The organism is Georgenia alba (genome assembly GCF_042665525.1).
GTDB classification, from domain to species: Bacteria; Actinomycetota; Actinomycetes; order Actinomycetales; family Actinomycetaceae; genus Allobogoriella; species Allobogoriella alba.
The window spans coordinates 169787-184558 of sequence record NZ_JBHTCQ010000004.1; the positions used below are offsets into that span (position 1 = coordinate 169787).

Sequence of the window (14772 nt, forward strand, 5' to 3'; positions counted from 1 at the left end):
CGTCCGCCGACCCCTTCAGGACCGTCTCCTCAGGCCGAGACGGCCACGGTGGAGGGCAGCACCGGAGCCGGCAGCTCGGTCTCGCCGAGCAGGAACTGGTCGACGGCGGCGGCAGCCGCCCGTCCCTCGGCGATCGCCCACACGATGAGCGACTGGCCGCGTCCGGCGTCGCCGGCGACGAAGACCCCGGGCGTCGACGTGGCGTAGCTCTCGTCCCGCACGATCCGGCCGCGCTCGTCGACCTCGACCTCCAGCTGCTGCACGAGCCCGTCGCGCGGCACCCCCTGGAACCCCAGCGCGAGCAGCACGAGCTGGGCCGGGATGACCCGCTCGGTGCCCTCGATGGGCTCGGCGTGACCGTGCTCGCGCACGACGTCGACCAGCCGGATGTGCGTCACCTCGCCGGGCGCACCCGAGCCGTCCGAGAGGAACTCGACCGTCGACGCGCCGAACACCCGCTCGCCGCCCTCCTCGTGAGAGGTGGAGACCCGGTACACCTTCGGGTAGGTGGGCCACGGCTGGTCCTCCGGCCGCTCCTCCCCCGGCGTCGGGTTGATGTCGATCTGGGTCACCGACCGGGCACCCTGCCGCAGCGCCGTGCCGTAGCAGTCCGAGCCGGTGTCGCCACCACCGATGATGACCACGTCCTTGTCGGTGGCCAGGATCTGGTCCTCGACCTCCTGGCCGGCCACGACGCGGTTGTGCTGGACGAGGTAGTCCATGGCCGGGTGGATGCCGCCGAGCTCACGGCCCGGGACGGGCAGCTCGCGCGGGACGGTCGAGCCCATCGCGAGGACCACGGCGTCGTACCGCTCGCGCAGGTCCTTGCCGGACAGCGAGCCCTCGCCGCCGACGTCCACGCCGGGACGGAACCGGGTGCCCTCGGCCTCCATCTGCTCCAGCCGACGGTCGACCTGGATCTTCTCCATCTTGAAGTCCGGGATGCCGTAGGTCAGGAGCCCGCCGATGCGGTCGTCCTTCTCGTACACCGCGACCGTGTGGCCGGCCCGGGTGAGCTGCTGCGCGGCCGCGAGCCCGGCCGGACCGGAGCCGATGACGGCGACCGTGTGGCCCGTCAGCCGCTCCGGGATCTGCGGCTCCACCAGCCCCAGGTCGAACGCGTTGTCGGCGATCGACTGCTCGATGTGCTTGATCGTCACCGCCGGCTGGTTGATGCCGAGCACGCAGGCGGTCTCGCACGGGGCGGGACACAGCCGCCCGGTCCACTCGGGGAAGTTGTTCGTGGCGTGCAGCCGCTCGATGGCGCCGGCGAAGTCCTCGCGCCGGGTCAGCTCGTTCCACTCGGGGATGAGGTTCCCGAGCGGGCACCCGTTGTGGCAGAACGGGACGCCGCAGTCCATGCAACGGGCGGCCTGCCGCACCAGCGCCGGGGAGTCCTCGACCCGGCGGGTGTACACCTCACGGTTGTCGAGGATGCGGACAGGCACCGGCCGCCGCTTGGGCAGCTCACGCTCGCGGTACTTCAGGAAGCCTTGGGGGTCAGCCACGGGACGCCTCCATGATCGTGGCCCACACATCGGGCGAGGCCGGGTCGAGGCCGTCCTCGGTCGCCTTGACCAGGGCGGCCGAGACGGCGGCGTACTGACGGGGCAGCACCTTGGTGAACCGGGCGACGAGCGCCGCGGAGTCCTGGTGGTAGTCCTCCAGCAGGCGCTCGGCCACCGGCGAGCCGGTCAGCTCCAGGTGCCGGTGCAGCAGGTCGGCGACGATCGAGACGTCCTCGGCGTCCAGCCCGGACAGGATGAGGTCTCCGCTCGCGAGGGCGGGCCCGTTCACCTTGCCGGTGTCGAGGTCGAGCACGTAGGCGGTACCGCCGGACATGCCGGCGCCGAGGTTCCGGCCCGTGCTGCCGATCACGAGGAGCGTCCCACCGGTCATGTACTCGGCCGCGTGGTCGCCCACGCCCTCCACGACGGCGATCGCGCCGGAGTTCCGCACGCAGAACCGTTCGCCGGCCTTGCCGCGAAGGAAGATCTCGCCGGACGTCGCACCGTAGGCGACGACGTTGCCGGCGACCACGTTCTCCTCGGCGGCGAAGACGGACCGGTCGTCGGGCCGCACGACGACGCGGCCGCCGGAGAGCGACTTGCCGACGTAGTCGTTGGTGTCCCCGACGAGCCGGAGCGTCACGCCGCGCGGCAGGACCGCGCCGAAGGACTGCCCGGCCGAGCCGGTCAGGGTGATGTCGATCGTGCCGTCCGGAAGGCCGTCGGGGCCGTGCCGCTTGGTGATCTCGTGGCCCAGCATCGTCCCCACGGTCCGGTTGACGTTCCGGACCGGCAGATCGATGCGCACCTGCTCCCCGCGCTCGAGCGCCGGCTCGGAGAGCCGGATGAGCTCGTTGTCCAGCGCCTGGTCCAGCCCGTGGTCCTGGCCACGGACCTGCCGCAGCGCCGATCCGGGCTTCGGCTCCATCTTCGTGAGCAGCGGGGCGAGGTCGAGCCCCGAGGCCTTCCAGTGGTCCACGGCCTCGGTGACGTCGAGCAGGTCCACCTGGCCGATCGCCTCGTCGAGGGAGCGGAGGCCGAGGGAGGCGAGGTACTCGCGGACCTCCTCGGCGACGAACTCGAAGAAGTTCACCACATGGTCCGCCTGGCCGGTGAACCGCTCGCGCAGCTCCGGGTTCTGGGTGGCGACGCCCACCGGGCAGGTGTCGAGGTGGCAGACCCGCATCATGATGCAGCCCTCGACGACGAGCGGCGCCGTCGAGAAGCCGTACTCCTCGGCGCCGAGCAGCGCCGCGACGATGACGTCCCGGCCGGTCTTCATCTGGCCGTCGGTCTGCACCACGATCCGGTCGCGCAGGTCGTTGTGCACGAGGGTCTGCTGGGTCTCGGCGAGCCCGATCTCCCACGGTCCGCCGGCGTGCTTGAGCGAGGTCAGCGGAGACGCCCCCGTGCCGCCGTCGTGACCGGAGATCAGGACGACGTCGGCGTGGGCCTTGGCGACGCCCGCCGCCACCGTCCCGACGCCGATGGAAGAGACGAGCTTGACGTGGATCCGGGCGGAGGGGTTGGCGTTCTTCAGGTCATGGATGAGCTGCGCCAGGTCCTCGATGGAGTAGATGTCGTGGTGGGGCGGCGGCGAGATGAGGCCGACCCCGGGCGTGGAGTGCCGGGTCTTGGCGATCCACGGGTAGACCTTGTGGGCCGGCAGCTGGCCGCCCTCACCGGGCTTGGCTCCCTGGGCGACCTTGATCTGGATGTCGTCGGCGTGGGTGAGGTAGTCCGCGGTCACGCCGAAGCGGCCGGAGGCGACCTGCTTGATCGCGGAGCGGCGCTCCGGGTCCCGCAGGCGGTCGGCGTCCTCCCCGCCCTCGCCCGTGTTCGACTTCGCGCCGAGCCGGTTCATGGCGATCGCGAGCGTCTCGTGAGCCTCGGCGGAGATGGAGCCGTAGCTCATCGCCCCGGTGGAGAACCGCTTGACGATCTCGCTGACGGGCTCCACCTCCTCGACCGGGATCGGCTCGCGCGTGCCGGTCTTCAGGCGCATGAGTCCGCGGAGCGTCATGAGGCGGCGGGCCTGGTCGTCGACCCCGTGCGTGTACTTCTTGAAGATGTCGAACCGACGGGTCCGGGTGGAGTGCTGGAGCCGGAAGATGGTCTCCGGGTCGAACAGGTGCGGCTCGCCCTCGCGGCGCCACTGGTACTCCCCGCCCATCCGCAGCGTCCGGTGCGCAGGGGCGACGCCGGAGGGCGGGTAGGCGGTGGCGTGGCGCGCGGCGACCTCGGCGGCGATGACGTCGAGGCCCACGCCGCCCAGCGGGCTGGGGGTGCCGGTGAAGTACTCGTGCACCAGGTCCTCCGAGAGGCCGATCGCCTCGAAGACCTGGGCGCCGCGGTAGGACATGACGGTGGAGATGCCCATCTTGGACATCACCTTCAGCACGCCCTTGCCGAGGCCCTTGATGACGTTCTTGACGGCCTGCTCGGGCGTCACGCCGGTGACCACGCCCTCACGGACGAGGTGCTCGACGCTCTCCATCGCCAGGTACGGGTTGACGCACGCGGCGCCGTAGCCGACGAGGAGAGCCACGTGGTGGACCTCGCGGACGTCGCCGGCCTCGACGATCAGGGAGATCTTCGTCCGGGTGTGCTTGCGGAGGGTGTGGTGGTGGACCGCGGAGGTCAGCAGCAGGGACGGGATGGGGGCGAGCTCCGCCGTCGACTCGCGGTCGGAGAGCACGATGAAGCTCACGCCGGCGTCGACCGCGTTGTCCACCTCGTCGCAGATCTCGTCCAGCCGCGCCTTGAGCGCCGCACCTCCGCCGGAGACGCGGTACAGGCCCTCGATCGTGACGGTGGAGAAGCCCTTGCCCTGCTCCGGGGTGCGGCCGATCTTCTCGATCTTCGCAAGCTGGTCGTTGTCGATGACCGGGAACGGCACGACGACCTTGCGGGCGTGGCTCGGGGAGTCGGAGAGCATGTTCGGCTCGGGCCCGATGGCGCTGGCCAGCGAGGTGACGAGCTCCTCGCGGATGGCGTCCAGCGGCGGGTTGGTCACCTGGGCGAAGAGCTGGGTGAAGTAGTCGAAGAGCAGCCGGGGCCGGGCGGAGAGCACCGCGACCGGGGTGTCGGTGCCCATCGAGCCGATCGCCTCGGCGCCGGTGGCCGCCATGGGGGCGAGCAGGATGCGCAGCTCCTCCTCGGTGAACCCGAAGGTCTGCTGGCGGCGGACGACGGAGAGCCGGGAGTGGTCCACGTGGTCCCGGGGCGGCAGCTCCTCGAGGTGGACCAGGCCGTCGGACAGCCACTCCTCGTACGGGTGGGCGTCGGCCAGGGACCGCTTGACGTCCTCGTCGTCGACGATCCGGCCCTCGCCGGTGTCGACCAGGAACATCCGGCCGGGCTCGAGCCGGCCCTTCTGGCAGACCCGCGCTGGGTCGACGTCCAGGACGCCGGCCTCCGAGGCGAGCACCACGAGGCCGTCGTCGGTGACCCAGTAGCGGCCGGGCCGCAGGCCGTTGCGGTCCATGACGGCGCCGATGAGGGTGCCGTCGGTGAAGGCGATGGCGGCCGGGCCGTCCCACGGCTCGATGATCGTGGAGGCGTACTCGTAGAAGGCCCGCAGGTCCGGGTCCATCTGGTCGTTGTTCTCCCACGCCTCCGGCACCATCATGAGCATCGCGTGGGGCAGCGGGCGGCCTGCCAGGTGCAGCAGCTCGAGCACCTCGTCGAACGTCGCCGAGTCCGAGGCGCCCGGGGTGCACACCGGCAGCAGGTCCTCCAGGTCGCCGAGGACCTCCGAGGCCAGCATGCCCTCGCGGGCGGTCATCCAGTTCCGGTTGCCGCGGATGGTGTTGATCTCGCCGTTGTGCGCGACCAGCCGGAACGGGTGCGCGAGCGGCCAGGACGGGAAGGTGTTCGTGGAGAACCGGGAGTGCACGAGCGCGATCTCGGACGTGAACCGCTCGTCGGACAGGTCCGGGAAGAACGGCCGGAGCTGCTGCGTGGTGAGCATGCCCTTGTAGACCAGCGTGCGGCAGGACAGGGACGCGATGTACACGCCGGTGGCGTGCTCGGCACGCTTCCGCAGGCGGTACGCCATCCGCTCGAGCGCGAGACCGCCGACCGCCTCGTGGTCCTCCGCCGGTGCGACGAAGAGCTGCCGGAAGGTGGGCATGGTGCTCAGCGCGCTGGGGCCGATACCGGTCGGGTCGACCGGGACGTCGCGCCAGCCGAGGACGCGCAGGGACTCCTCGGCGGCGATGCGCTCGATGACCTCCACCGCGTGGGCAGCCGCGAGCGGTTGCTCGACGGCGTTGTCGTCCCCCGACTCGGCGGGGTCCTCCGCCGGCTCCTCGGCCGGCAGGAACACCGTCCCGACGGCGTACTGCCCGACGGGCGGCAGCGGGAAGTCGACGGCGTGCCGGAGGAAGTCGTCGGGGATCTGGGTGAGGATCCCCGCGCCGTCGCCCGTGTTCTCCTCGGCGCCCACCGCGCCGCGGTGGTCGAGGTTGTGCAGGGCGGTCAGGCCGGCCTCGACGATGTCGCGGCCGGGGGTACCGCGCAGCGTCGCGACGAACGCGACGCCGCAGGCGTCGTGATCACGCTCCGGCGAGTACAGCCCGCCCGACGCCTGGTGCGCGGCGGTCCGGAACGCGGGAAAGACCGAGGATCCACTTCTCGGCTGCGCTGACTCCATCCGCGTACTTCCTCACCGCGGAGAGATCCCAACGGGACGGCTCCGCATCGTCGTGCTCGTGCTGGTGGGTCGTCGTCGTCCCGCTGAGGGCGAGATGTTACTCGCAGGTGACGACTACGTAACGTGCTGTGTCCACATTCTTGACACCCGGCTGGCGCTCACACGGCTCGTAGAACAGAGAACGGGCCGCGCGCGCCCCCTGTCAAGCGACCGCCACTGTACGCGTCACGCGGTCGTCGCGCCGGGCCTGTCCGTCTCCTCGACGCTGGGTTCCTCGTCCGTGCTCTCGTCACCGTCGGGCAACTCCTCGTCGTCCTCCGCGGCGGGCTCGCGGCCCGGCAGCCACACGGACTCCTCCTGCCCGCGGGTGCGCCGTCCGATCACGACGAACGCGACGAGCGCCAGCAGGAAGATCGCGATCGAGGTCCACACGTTCAGTCGCAGCCCGAGCACCATCTCGGCCTCGTCGATCCGCACCATCTCGATCCAGACACGGCCGGCGGTGTACAGCATGACGTACAGCCAGAAGACGCGGCCGTGCCTGAGGTCGAACCGGCGCGCGAGCAGGACCAGGACGGCCGCGGCTGCGAGGTTCCAGATCAGCTCGTACAGGAACGTCGGGTGGAACAGCGTGCCCGGAGGGTGGCCGTCGACGAGGTGCGCGGGATCGATCTGAAGACCCCACGGCAGCGTGGTCGGCGCCCCGTAGAGCTCCTGGTTGAACCAGTTGCCGAGGCGGCCGATCGCCTGGGCGACGAGCAGGCCGGGTGCGAGTGCGTCGGCGAACGGTGCCAGCCGGAGGCCTTTGCGGCGCAGGACCAGCCAGGCGGCCAGCGCACCGGCCGGCACGGCGCCCCAGATGCCCAGGCCGCCCTGCCAGATGTACAGCGCGCGGACCAGCTCGCCGTCCGGCCCGAAGTAGGCGTCCGGCGAGGAGATCACGTGGTAGATCCGTGCGCCGACGATGCCGACCGGCACCATCCAGAACGCGACGTCGAGCGACGTCTCCCGCGGGCCGCCCTTGGCGGTGTAGCGGCGCTCCAGGATCCACAGCGCGACGACGATCCCCGCGAGGATGCAGATGGCGTAGGCCCGCACGGGGACGGGTCCGAGGAACCACTCGGCCTGCGGTGGGCTGGGGATCCCGTTCGGGGTGGCGGCTACGGCGAGCGGCATGGGCACCCGACGAGCCTACTTCTGGGCCGACGTGACGTCCGACGGATGGCCGTGTGCTCCGTCGGCCAGCTCCTCGGCGAGCGCGGCGAGGTCGGCGAGAGCCGCCTCCTGGTCCTGCTCGCCGTCGAGGAAGGTCCGCACGAAGGCCGAACCGACGATGACGCCGTCGGCGTACTCGGCGATCTCCCGGGCCTGCGGTCCGGTGGAGACGCCGAGCCCGACGCAGACCCGCTCCGCGCCGGCGCTCCGCGTGCGTTCGACGAGGGACCGGGCCGCGGCGTCGACACGTCCCCGGGCACCGGTGACGCCCATGGTGGAGGCCGCGTAGACGAAGCCGCGGCTGGCGGCCGCGGTCATCGCGAGGCGCTCGTCGGTGGAGCTGGGGGCGACCAGGAACACCCGGTCCAGGCCGTGGGCGTCCGAGGCGGCGACCCACTCCCCCGCCTCGTCGGGGATGAGGTCCGGGGTGATGAGGCCGGCGCCGCCGGCGGCTGCGAGGTCCCGCGCGAAGCGGTCCACGCCGTAGCGGTGGATCGGGTTCCAGTAGGTCATGACGAGCACGGCGGCACCGGTCTGGGCCACCTGCTCCACCGCCCGCAGGACGTCGGCGGTGCGCACCCCGCGGTCCAGCGCCGCCTGGGTCGCCCGCTGGATGACCACGCCGTCCATGCCCGGGTCGGAGTACGGCAGGCCGAGCTCGATGACCTCGGCGCCGGCGGAGACCAGGGTGCGGGCGGCGCGGACCGAGGTCTCGACGTCCGGGAAGCCGACGGGCAGGTAGCCGACGAGCGCGGCGCGGCCCGGGCCGCGGACGGCGTCGAGCGTGGCGCCCGTGCGGGACGCGGCCGGCGCGCTGGTGGTGGTCTCGTTCATCGTTCGACGCTCCCGGTCGCGCCGTAGGGGGCCTCGTCGACGGCCCCGGTCTTGGCGGGGTCATCGCGTGCGGCCGTGTCCGGCAGGTCGGGCGTGGCCTCGTCGTCGAGCAGCGCGAACCAGCTGGCGGCGGTCTCCACGTCCTTGTCCCCGCGCCCGGAGAGGTTCACCAGGATCGTCGGCGCGGGCTCGCCGGCCTCCCGGGCCTCGCGGCCCACGCGGATGGCGCCGGCGAGGGCGTGCGCCGACTCGATCGCGGGGATGATGCCCTCGGTGCGGCACAGCAGCTGGAAGGCGTCCATCGCCTCTGCGTCGGTCACCGGCTGGTACTCGGCCCGGTGGATGTCCGCCAGCCAGGAGTGCTCGGGGCCGACGCCCGGGTAGTCCAGCCCGGCGGAGATGGAGTGGGACTCCTTGGTCTGGCCGTCCTCGTCCTGGAGCACGTACGTGCGGGCACCGTGCAGCACGCCGGGGTCCCCGCCGGTGATGGAGGAGGCGTGCCGCCCCGTGGCGACGCCGTCACCGGCCGCCTCGAGCCCGAGGAGACGGACGCCGTCGTCGTCGAGGAAGGCGTTGAAGATCCCGATCGCGTTGGACCCGCCGCCCACGCAGGCGCACACGACGTCGGGGAGGGCGCCGGTCAGGTCCAGGACCTGCTGGCGGGCCTCCTCACCGATGATCTTCTGCAGGTCGCGGACCATGGCGGGGAACGGGTGCGGGCCGGCCGCGGTGCCGAAGACGTAGTTGGTGGTCTCCACGTTGGTGACCCAGTCGCGGAACGCCTCGTTGATGGCGTCCTTGAGCGTCCGCGAGCCGGTGGTCACGGGGATGACCTCGGTGCCCAGCAGCCGCATGCGTGCCACGTTGAGCGCCTGACGGCGCACGTCCTCCTCGCCCATGTAGACGGTGCACTCGAGCCCGAGCAACGCCGCAGCCGTCGCGGTGGCGACCCCGTGCTGCCCGGCGCCGGTCTCGGCGATGACGCGCTTCTTGCCGATCGTGCGGGTCAGCAGGGCCTGGCCGAGGACGTTGTTGATCTTGTGCGAGCCGGTGTGGTTGAGGTCCTCGCGCTTGAGGATGACGCGGGCACCGCCGGCGTGCTCGGCGAACCGCGGCACCTCGGTGATGATGCTGGGCCGCCCCGTGTAGGTCCGGTTCAGCTGGTCCATCTCGTCGAGGAACGCGGGATCGACCTTGAGCTTCTCCCAGGCGTCGGTGAGGTCGTCAAGCGCCGCGATGAGCGCCTCGGGGACGAACCGTCCGCCGAACTCCCCGAAGTACGGCCCGGCGACGTCCGCGAGGTGCTGCGGGAGGGGCCGCCGGCCGCTGACCTGGCCGGCGCTCATCGGCGGGCCGTCCGCAGCGAGGGGTGCGAGCCGGCAGCGACCATGTCGGCGACCGCCGCCCGCGGGTCGCCGCCGGTGACCAGGGCCTCGCCGACGAGGACCGCATGCGCGCCGGAACGGGCGTACTCGAGCACGTCGTGCGGGCCCCGGACACCGGACTCCGCGACGCGCACGACGTCGTCGGGGACGACCTCGGCCACCGCGGGGAACACGCCGCGGTCCACCTCGAGGGTGTGCAGGTTCCGGGCGTTGATGCCGACCACGCGGGCGCCGGCGTCCAGCGCACGCCGGGCCTCCTCGGGGTCGTGCGCCTCGACGAGCGCGGTCATACCCAGCGAGTGGACGCGGTCCACCAGACCGGCGAGGACCTGCTGCTCCAGCGCGGCGACGATGAGCAGGACGAGGTCGGCCCCGCTCGCGCGGGCTTCCCACACCTGGTACGGCGTGACCACGAAGTCCTTGCGCAGGACCGGGATGTCGACCGCCGCACCGACCGACTCGAGATCCTCCAGCGAGCCGCCGAACCGACGCCGCTCCGTCAGGACGGAGACGACGGCGGCACCGCCCGCCTCGTACTCGGCGGCCAGGCCCGCCGGGTCGGCGATGGACGCCAGCGCGCCCTTGGACGGGCTGGAGCGCTTGACCTCGGCGATCACCGTGACCGCGCCGCTGCCGCCGCGCAGCGCCGACACGCCGTCACGCGCGCCGGGGCGGCGCGCCGCGGCCTCCTTGACGGCGTCGAGCGGGCGCCGCGCCTGTCGCTCGGCGAGATCCTCGCGGACCCCCGCGACGATGTCCTCGAGCACGGTCACAGCGCACCCCCCAATCCCTTGGTCGGTCAGACAGTCCATCGTAGGCCCCGTGCGGGGGTGCTTCATGACGTGTCCGCCCCCGGGCGGGGTCCTTGGCAGGTGATCGCGCCTACTGCGATTGGCGCGGCACTCCTGGTTCGGATGGTGGTCCTCAGAAGAGGCCCTGGCCGACGGCGAACAGGAACAGGAGCAGCCCGAACACCAGGATGACGATCGCGAGGACGAAGGCGACCATCGCGAGGCTGCCGTTGTTGGCGCGGCCCTGCGCCACGGCCTGACGCGCGTTGCGGGCGAAGCTCAGGCCAAGGGCGGCCCCCAGCACCATCAACCACGGCCGGAATCCGCCGGCCGGGTCGAGGAACATGACGACGAGCGGGACGAGGACGCCCGCGCCGGTGAACACCACCGAAAGGACCGCCAGCTTGTTCTGCTCCTCCGAGCCGCCGGTGGGCATCGCTCCGTACGCTCCGGGGTGGCCGTAGGGCGGCTGGCCGGGCTGCTGGCCGTACGGTGCCTGGCCCGGTGGCGGGCCCTGTGGCGCCTGCCCGGGCTGCTGGCCGTATGGCGCCTGGCCCGGCGGTGGCCCCTGCGGCGGCTGCCCGGGCTGGTGCCCGTACGGCGGCTGACCGGGCTGCGTCGGTGGCTGCTGGCTCATGTGTCCCCCTCCATACCGGCGCACGGGCGCGCCGGTGGTTGCGTGGGACGTACCGTATCGGTCGCCGCCTCGGCAGCCTCGCTGCGGACGGGTCACACGAACGCTGACGGCGCCCGGTGAGCGCGTCCGGCCGTCAGGAGCTGTACCAGTCCCCGGTCTGCCTCGCCTTGCGCGCGTCGGCCTGTCCGAGCCCCACGGCCCGCATCACGGCGCTGACCACGAGGGACAGCACGGTGACCGCGGCACCCGCGATCATGAGCTCCTGCCGCGCGAGGATCATCCCCAGGCCGCCCACCAGCACGCCGAGGCTCACACCGAAGACCAGCACCCACGCGGCCTTCGTGCGACCGTGGTTGTCGAACGGCGCCGTCGGGGGCAGCGTGTAGGTCTCGGGCTGAGGGATCTGGGCCATCGCGTCACTCCTGGGTCGTACCGGCGGTGACCAGCCTAGCGTCCGCACGGACCCCGGGCCGGCACGTCAGACACGTGACTCGCCGTCGTCCGTGGGGTCCTCGCCGCGACCCAGGGCATCCCAGTCGTCCATCGCCCGGGTGCGCTCGTCGCTCGCGCGGTCCACGGCGCTGCCCCGCCGCGCGGGCCGCTCGAACCGGCGTCCTGCCGTCGTCCACGTCCGCGCCGCCACCAGACCGCTCAGCCCGACCGCGGCGGCGAGCAGCGCGAGCACCAGCGTGACGTAGGGCCAGAGGGTCACCCGTGCGTCGCCCACGAGCTCGGGGACGCCACTCAGCTCGGCGGCCGCCTGGCGCAACGCGGACTCCGGGTCCCCGAGGAAGCCCACGACGGCCACCACCGCCACGACGGCGCCGACGACCATCGCCACACCCCCGACGCTCGCACCGGCGCGGCGGCCGATCGCCACGGCCAGCGCGGCCGCCCCGACGACGAACGCCGCCCCGACGACGCCCGGTGCCGCGGAGCCGCCGGAGACCTCGACCGTCTGCTCGCCCAGCACGGTGCCCGCCGCTCCGGACGCCCAGGGCACCGCGCTCACGGCGCCGAGGAGGGCGCCGAGCACGAGCGCCGCCAGCACGACGCGCGAGCGTGTGACGGCCGGGCGCCGTACGTCGTCGCCCGTCACGGCGACGCGACCGGTCGCAGCCCGTTCGCGACCCTGATCGCCCGCACCACGGCAGCCGCCTTGTTCCGGGTCTCGACCCACTCGGTGGCCGGGTCGGAGTCGGCGACCACGCCCGCCCCGGCCTGCACGGTGGCGCGCCCACCGGAGATCACCGCGGTGCGGATCGCGATAGCCAGGTCCGCGTTCCCGGCGAGGTCGAAGTAGCCGACCACGCCGCCGTAGATGCCGCGCCGGGCGGGCTCGAGGGCGTCGATGATCTCGATCGCGCGGGGCTTCGGTGCGCCGGAGAGGGTTCCCGCGGGGAACGTCCCCACCAGGCTGTCCAGCGCGGTGGCACCGGGACGGAGCTCACCGACCACGGTCGAGACGATGTGCATGATGTGGCTGAAGCGGTGGATCGCCTGGAAGTCCACGACCTCCACGGTCTCCGGACGGCACACCTTGATGAGGTCGTTGCGGACGAGGTCCACGAGCATCACGTGCTCGGAGAGCTCCTTCGGGTCGGCGAGCAGCTCCTCGCCGAGCGCCTTGTCCTCGCTGGGTGACGCGCCACGCGGACGGGAGCCGGCCGCCGGGAACATCGTGACCTGGCCCTGCTGCACCCGGACGTGCGTCTCCGGGCTGGACCCGACGACGGCGAAGTCCTCACCCGCGGGTCCGCTGTGCAGGCGGACGTAGTACATGTACGGGCTCGGGTTGACCGTGCGCAGCACGCGATAGACCTCGAGCGGGTCCGCCGGGCAGTCGATGTCGAGCCGCTGGGAGAGGACCACCTGGAACGCCTCGCCGTCGCGGATGGCCTGCTTGGCGGTTCGGACGGCGCTCTCGAAGTCCTCCCGGGACGTGCGGTACTTGATCTCGGGCTGCACGGCCGGCTCGTGGACGGCGGCGGCACTGGCGACCGGTCTGGTCAGAGCGGCCGCCATCGCATCCAGCCGCGCGACGGCGTCGGCATGGGCCTCGTCGACCCGCTCGTCGGTGTCGTCGGCGTTGATGGCGTTGGCGATGAGCCACGCCGAGCCGTCGTGGTGGTCGAGGGCGACCATGTCGCTGACCAGGCAGAGCGCCACGTCGGGCGTGTCGTGCTCGGTCGGCGCGAGGGCCCGCAGCGTCGGCTCCCACTGGCGCAGCACGTCCCAGCCGAGGGCGCCGACCAGGCCTCCGGTCAGGGGCGGCAGCCCGGGAATCGCCGGGGTGCGCAGCGTCTCGAGCGTCTCGGCGAGCACCTCGATGATCGGGCCGTCTGTCGGCACCCCCACGGGGACGTCCCCGGTCCATGCCGCCTGCCCGTCCCTTGCGGTCAGGGTGGCGCGGGACGCGACGCCGACGAAGGACCACCGCGACCAGGCGCCGTCGTGCTCGGCGGACTCCAGCACGAACGTGCCAGGGCGACCGGCCGCGAGGTGGCGGTACAGGCCCACCGGTGTGACGTCGTCGGCCAGCAGGCGCCGGACGACCGGGATCACCCGGCGGTCGGTCGCCATGGTGCGGAACTCGGGCAGCGCCGGCCAGGTTTCGCCCCACGTCAGCTCGGCGGCTTCCGAGGCGCCGGTGGCGGGCTCGTCGGTCAGTGTCATACGCCCTCCTCCGGACGGTGCCCGACCGTGGCCCGGAGGTCTCCGCCGGCGTCGAAGCAGGTGCGGGTTCCGGTGTGGCAGGCGGGCCCGACCTGGTCGACACGGACGAGCACGGCGTCCCCGTCGCAGTCGAGGCTCACGGACTTCACGTGCTGCGTGTTTCCCGACGTCTCACCCTTGCGCCAGTACTCCCCGCGCGAACGGGACCAGAACGTGGTGCGCCCGGTGGTGAGGGTGCGGTGCAGGGCCTCGTCGTCCATCCAGCCGACCATGAGGACCTCACCGGTGTCGTGCTGCTGGACCACGGCGCACACCAGGCCGTGCTCGTCGCGCTTGAGCCGTGCGGCGATGTCGGGGGCGAGTGTGGACTCCACAGCGCAGAATCGTCTCATGAGCACGATCTCGGAGCGGGACGGCACCTGGGTGGACGTCGAGCGTGCGGCGTTCGTGGAGACGTTACGCGAGGCGGATCCCGCTGCACCCACCCTCTGCACCGGATGGACGGTGCACCGCCTGCTCGCGCACCTGGTGGTCCGGGAGAGCCGCCCCGACCTGGCCGCCGGGGCGGCGCGAGCCCCAGCCGGGGCCGAGCCGCAGCTCACCGGCCTGATCTCGGGGCCCGGGGCGCCGTCGTACCAGGACCTGCTGGAGCGATTCGCGTCCGGCCCGCCGGCCTGGACGCCGTTCGCGTGGGCGCCGGAGGCGACGAACCTCGTCGAGTACGTCGTCCACCACGAGGACGTCCGCCGCGCGGCGCCGAGCGAGGCCGAGCCTCGCGTGCTGGCCACCGACATGGTCCGGGCGCTGTGGCATCGCCTGGGCACGCTGGCACGCCTGGCGTACCGACGCAGTCCGGTCGGCGTGGTGCACGCCGTCCCGGGCGGCCCGCGCCGCGTGGTGCGCCGCCGGCCCGACGCCGTCGTGGTGTGGGGCGACCCGGTCGAGCTGGCGCTGCACGCGCTGGGCCGCACGGAGGCCGCCGACGTGGACGTGCTGGGACGGCCCGAGACGGTCGAGGCGTTCTTCGCCGCCCACGACGAGTCTGTGGTGTGACGGAAAGCGACTCGGC

At 72.6% G+C, this 14772-nt stretch carries 12 protein-coding genes; 1 reads left to right on the forward strand and 11 read right to left on the reverse strand.

All coding sequences use genetic code 11. The features are described 5' to 3' along the window. Positions 1-29: 29 nt before the first annotated feature. The 11 genes from ACFQQL_RS16780 to hisI all read right to left on the reverse strand — a co-directional run bounded on the left by ACFQQL_RS16780 (position 30) and on the right by hisI (position 14095). On the reverse strand, positions 30-1508 hold the full coding sequence (locus tag ACFQQL_RS16780) for a glutamate synthase subunit beta (RefSeq protein WP_382396310.1): 1479 nt from the start codon (positions 1506-1508) through the stop codon (positions 30-32). Beyond that, on the reverse strand, positions 1501-6165 hold the full coding sequence (gene gltB / locus ACFQQL_RS16785) for a glutamate synthase large subunit (protein WP_382396311.1): 4665 nt from the start codon (positions 6163-6165) through the stop codon (positions 1501-1503). Before gltB ends, ACFQQL_RS16780 begins: the two co-directional genes overlap by 8 nt. Before the next feature lie 225 nt (positions 6166-6390). Further along, complete coding sequence (gene lgt / locus ACFQQL_RS16790) at positions 6391-7341, reverse strand: prolipoprotein diacylglyceryl transferase (RefSeq protein ID WP_382396490.1); 951 nt, start codon at positions 7339-7341, stop codon at positions 6391-6393. 15 nt (positions 7342-7356) lie between these two features. Next, positions 7357-8214 (reverse strand): tryptophan synthase subunit alpha, encoded by an 858-nt coding sequence (trpA, locus tag ACFQQL_RS16795; RefSeq protein ID WP_382396312.1) that lies wholly within the window; start codon positions 8212-8214, stop codon positions 7357-7359. Next, entirely contained in the window at positions 8211-9560 is a 1350-nt protein-coding gene (gene trpB, locus ACFQQL_RS16800) for a tryptophan synthase subunit beta (protein ID WP_382396313.1), read from the reverse strand. Before trpB ends, trpA begins: the two co-directional genes overlap by 4 nt. Next, positions 9557-10372: an indole-3-glycerol phosphate synthase TrpC gene (trpC, locus tag ACFQQL_RS16805; RefSeq protein ID WP_382396314.1), complete on the reverse strand. Its 816-nt coding sequence runs from the start codon at positions 10370-10372 to the stop codon at positions 9557-9559. The genes trpB and trpC overlap by 4 nt, the downstream gene beginning before the upstream one ends. Positions 10373-10523: 151 nt before the next feature. Next, a complete protein-coding gene (locus tag ACFQQL_RS16810; RefSeq protein ID WP_382396315.1) occupies positions 10524-11027 on the reverse strand; it encodes a hypothetical protein in 504 nt (167 codons plus the stop codon). Between the two features lie 133 nt (positions 11028-11160). Next, positions 11161-11439 (reverse strand): HGxxPAAW family protein, encoded by a 279-nt coding sequence (locus tag ACFQQL_RS16815; protein ID WP_382396316.1) that lies wholly within the window; start codon positions 11437-11439, stop codon positions 11161-11163. 66 nt (positions 11440-11505) lie between these two features. Beyond that, positions 11506-12078, reverse strand: coding sequence for a Trp biosynthesis-associated membrane protein (locus ACFQQL_RS16820; protein WP_382396317.1), 573 nt, complete (start codon positions 12076-12078; stop codon positions 11506-11508). Positions 12079-12122: 44 nt separating this feature from the next. Continuing rightward, entirely contained in the window at positions 12123-13703 is a 1581-nt protein-coding gene (locus ACFQQL_RS16825) for an anthranilate synthase component I (protein WP_382396318.1), read from the reverse strand. Then, positions 13700-14095, reverse strand: coding sequence for a phosphoribosyl-AMP cyclohydrolase (gene hisI, locus ACFQQL_RS16830; RefSeq protein WP_382396319.1), 396 nt, complete (start codon positions 14093-14095; stop codon positions 13700-13702). Before hisI ends, ACFQQL_RS16825 begins: the two co-directional genes overlap by 4 nt. On the opposite strand from hisI, the gene ACFQQL_RS16835 reads away from it, so the two are divergent. Next, the gene (locus tag ACFQQL_RS16835; RefSeq protein WP_382396320.1) at positions 14094-14756 is read left to right on the forward strand and encodes a TIGR03085 family metal-binding protein; all 663 of its coding nucleotides are present in this window, start codon (positions 14094-14096) and stop codon (positions 14754-14756) included. The genes hisI and ACFQQL_RS16835 overlap by 2 nt on opposite strands. Positions 14757-14772 lie beyond the last annotated feature (16 nt).

What these genes read in the sequence shown, in the direction of transcription:
- ACFQQL_RS16815 (WP_382396316.1), bottom strand. Translation starts at nt 11,439, where the DNA reads ATGGCCCAGATCCCTCAGCCCGAGACCTACACGCTGCCCCCGACGGCG.
- ACFQQL_RS16810 (WP_382396315.1), bottom strand. Translation starts at nt 11,027, where the DNA reads ATGAGCCAGCAGCCACCGACGCAGCCCGGTCAGCCGCCGTACGGGCAC.
- trpA (WP_382396312.1), bottom strand. Translation starts at nt 8,214, where the DNA reads ATGAACGAGACCACCACCAGCGCGCCGGCCGCGTCCCGCACGGGCGCC.
- hisI (WP_382396319.1), bottom strand. Translation starts at nt 14,095, where the DNA reads ATGAGACGATTCTGCGCTGTGGAGTCCACACTCGCCCCCGACATCGCC.
- ACFQQL_RS16835 (WP_382396320.1), top strand. Translation starts at nt 14,094, where the DNA reads ATGAGCACGATCTCGGAGCGGGACGGCACCTGGGTGGACGTCGAGCGT.
- gltB (WP_382396311.1), bottom strand. Translation starts at nt 6,165, where the DNA reads ATGGAGTCAGCGCAGCCGAGAAGTGGATCCTCGGTCTTTCCCGCGTTC.
- lgt (WP_382396490.1), bottom strand. Translation starts at nt 7,341, where the DNA reads ATGCCGCTCGCCGTAGCCGCCACCCCGAACGGGATCCCCAGCCCACCG.
- ACFQQL_RS16825 (WP_382396318.1), bottom strand. Translation starts at nt 13,703, where the DNA reads ATGACACTGACCGACGAGCCCGCCACCGGCGCCTCGGAAGCCGCCGAG.
- trpB (WP_382396313.1), bottom strand. Translation starts at nt 9,560, where the DNA reads ATGAGCGCCGGCCAGGTCAGCGGCCGGCGGCCCCTCCCGCAGCACCTC.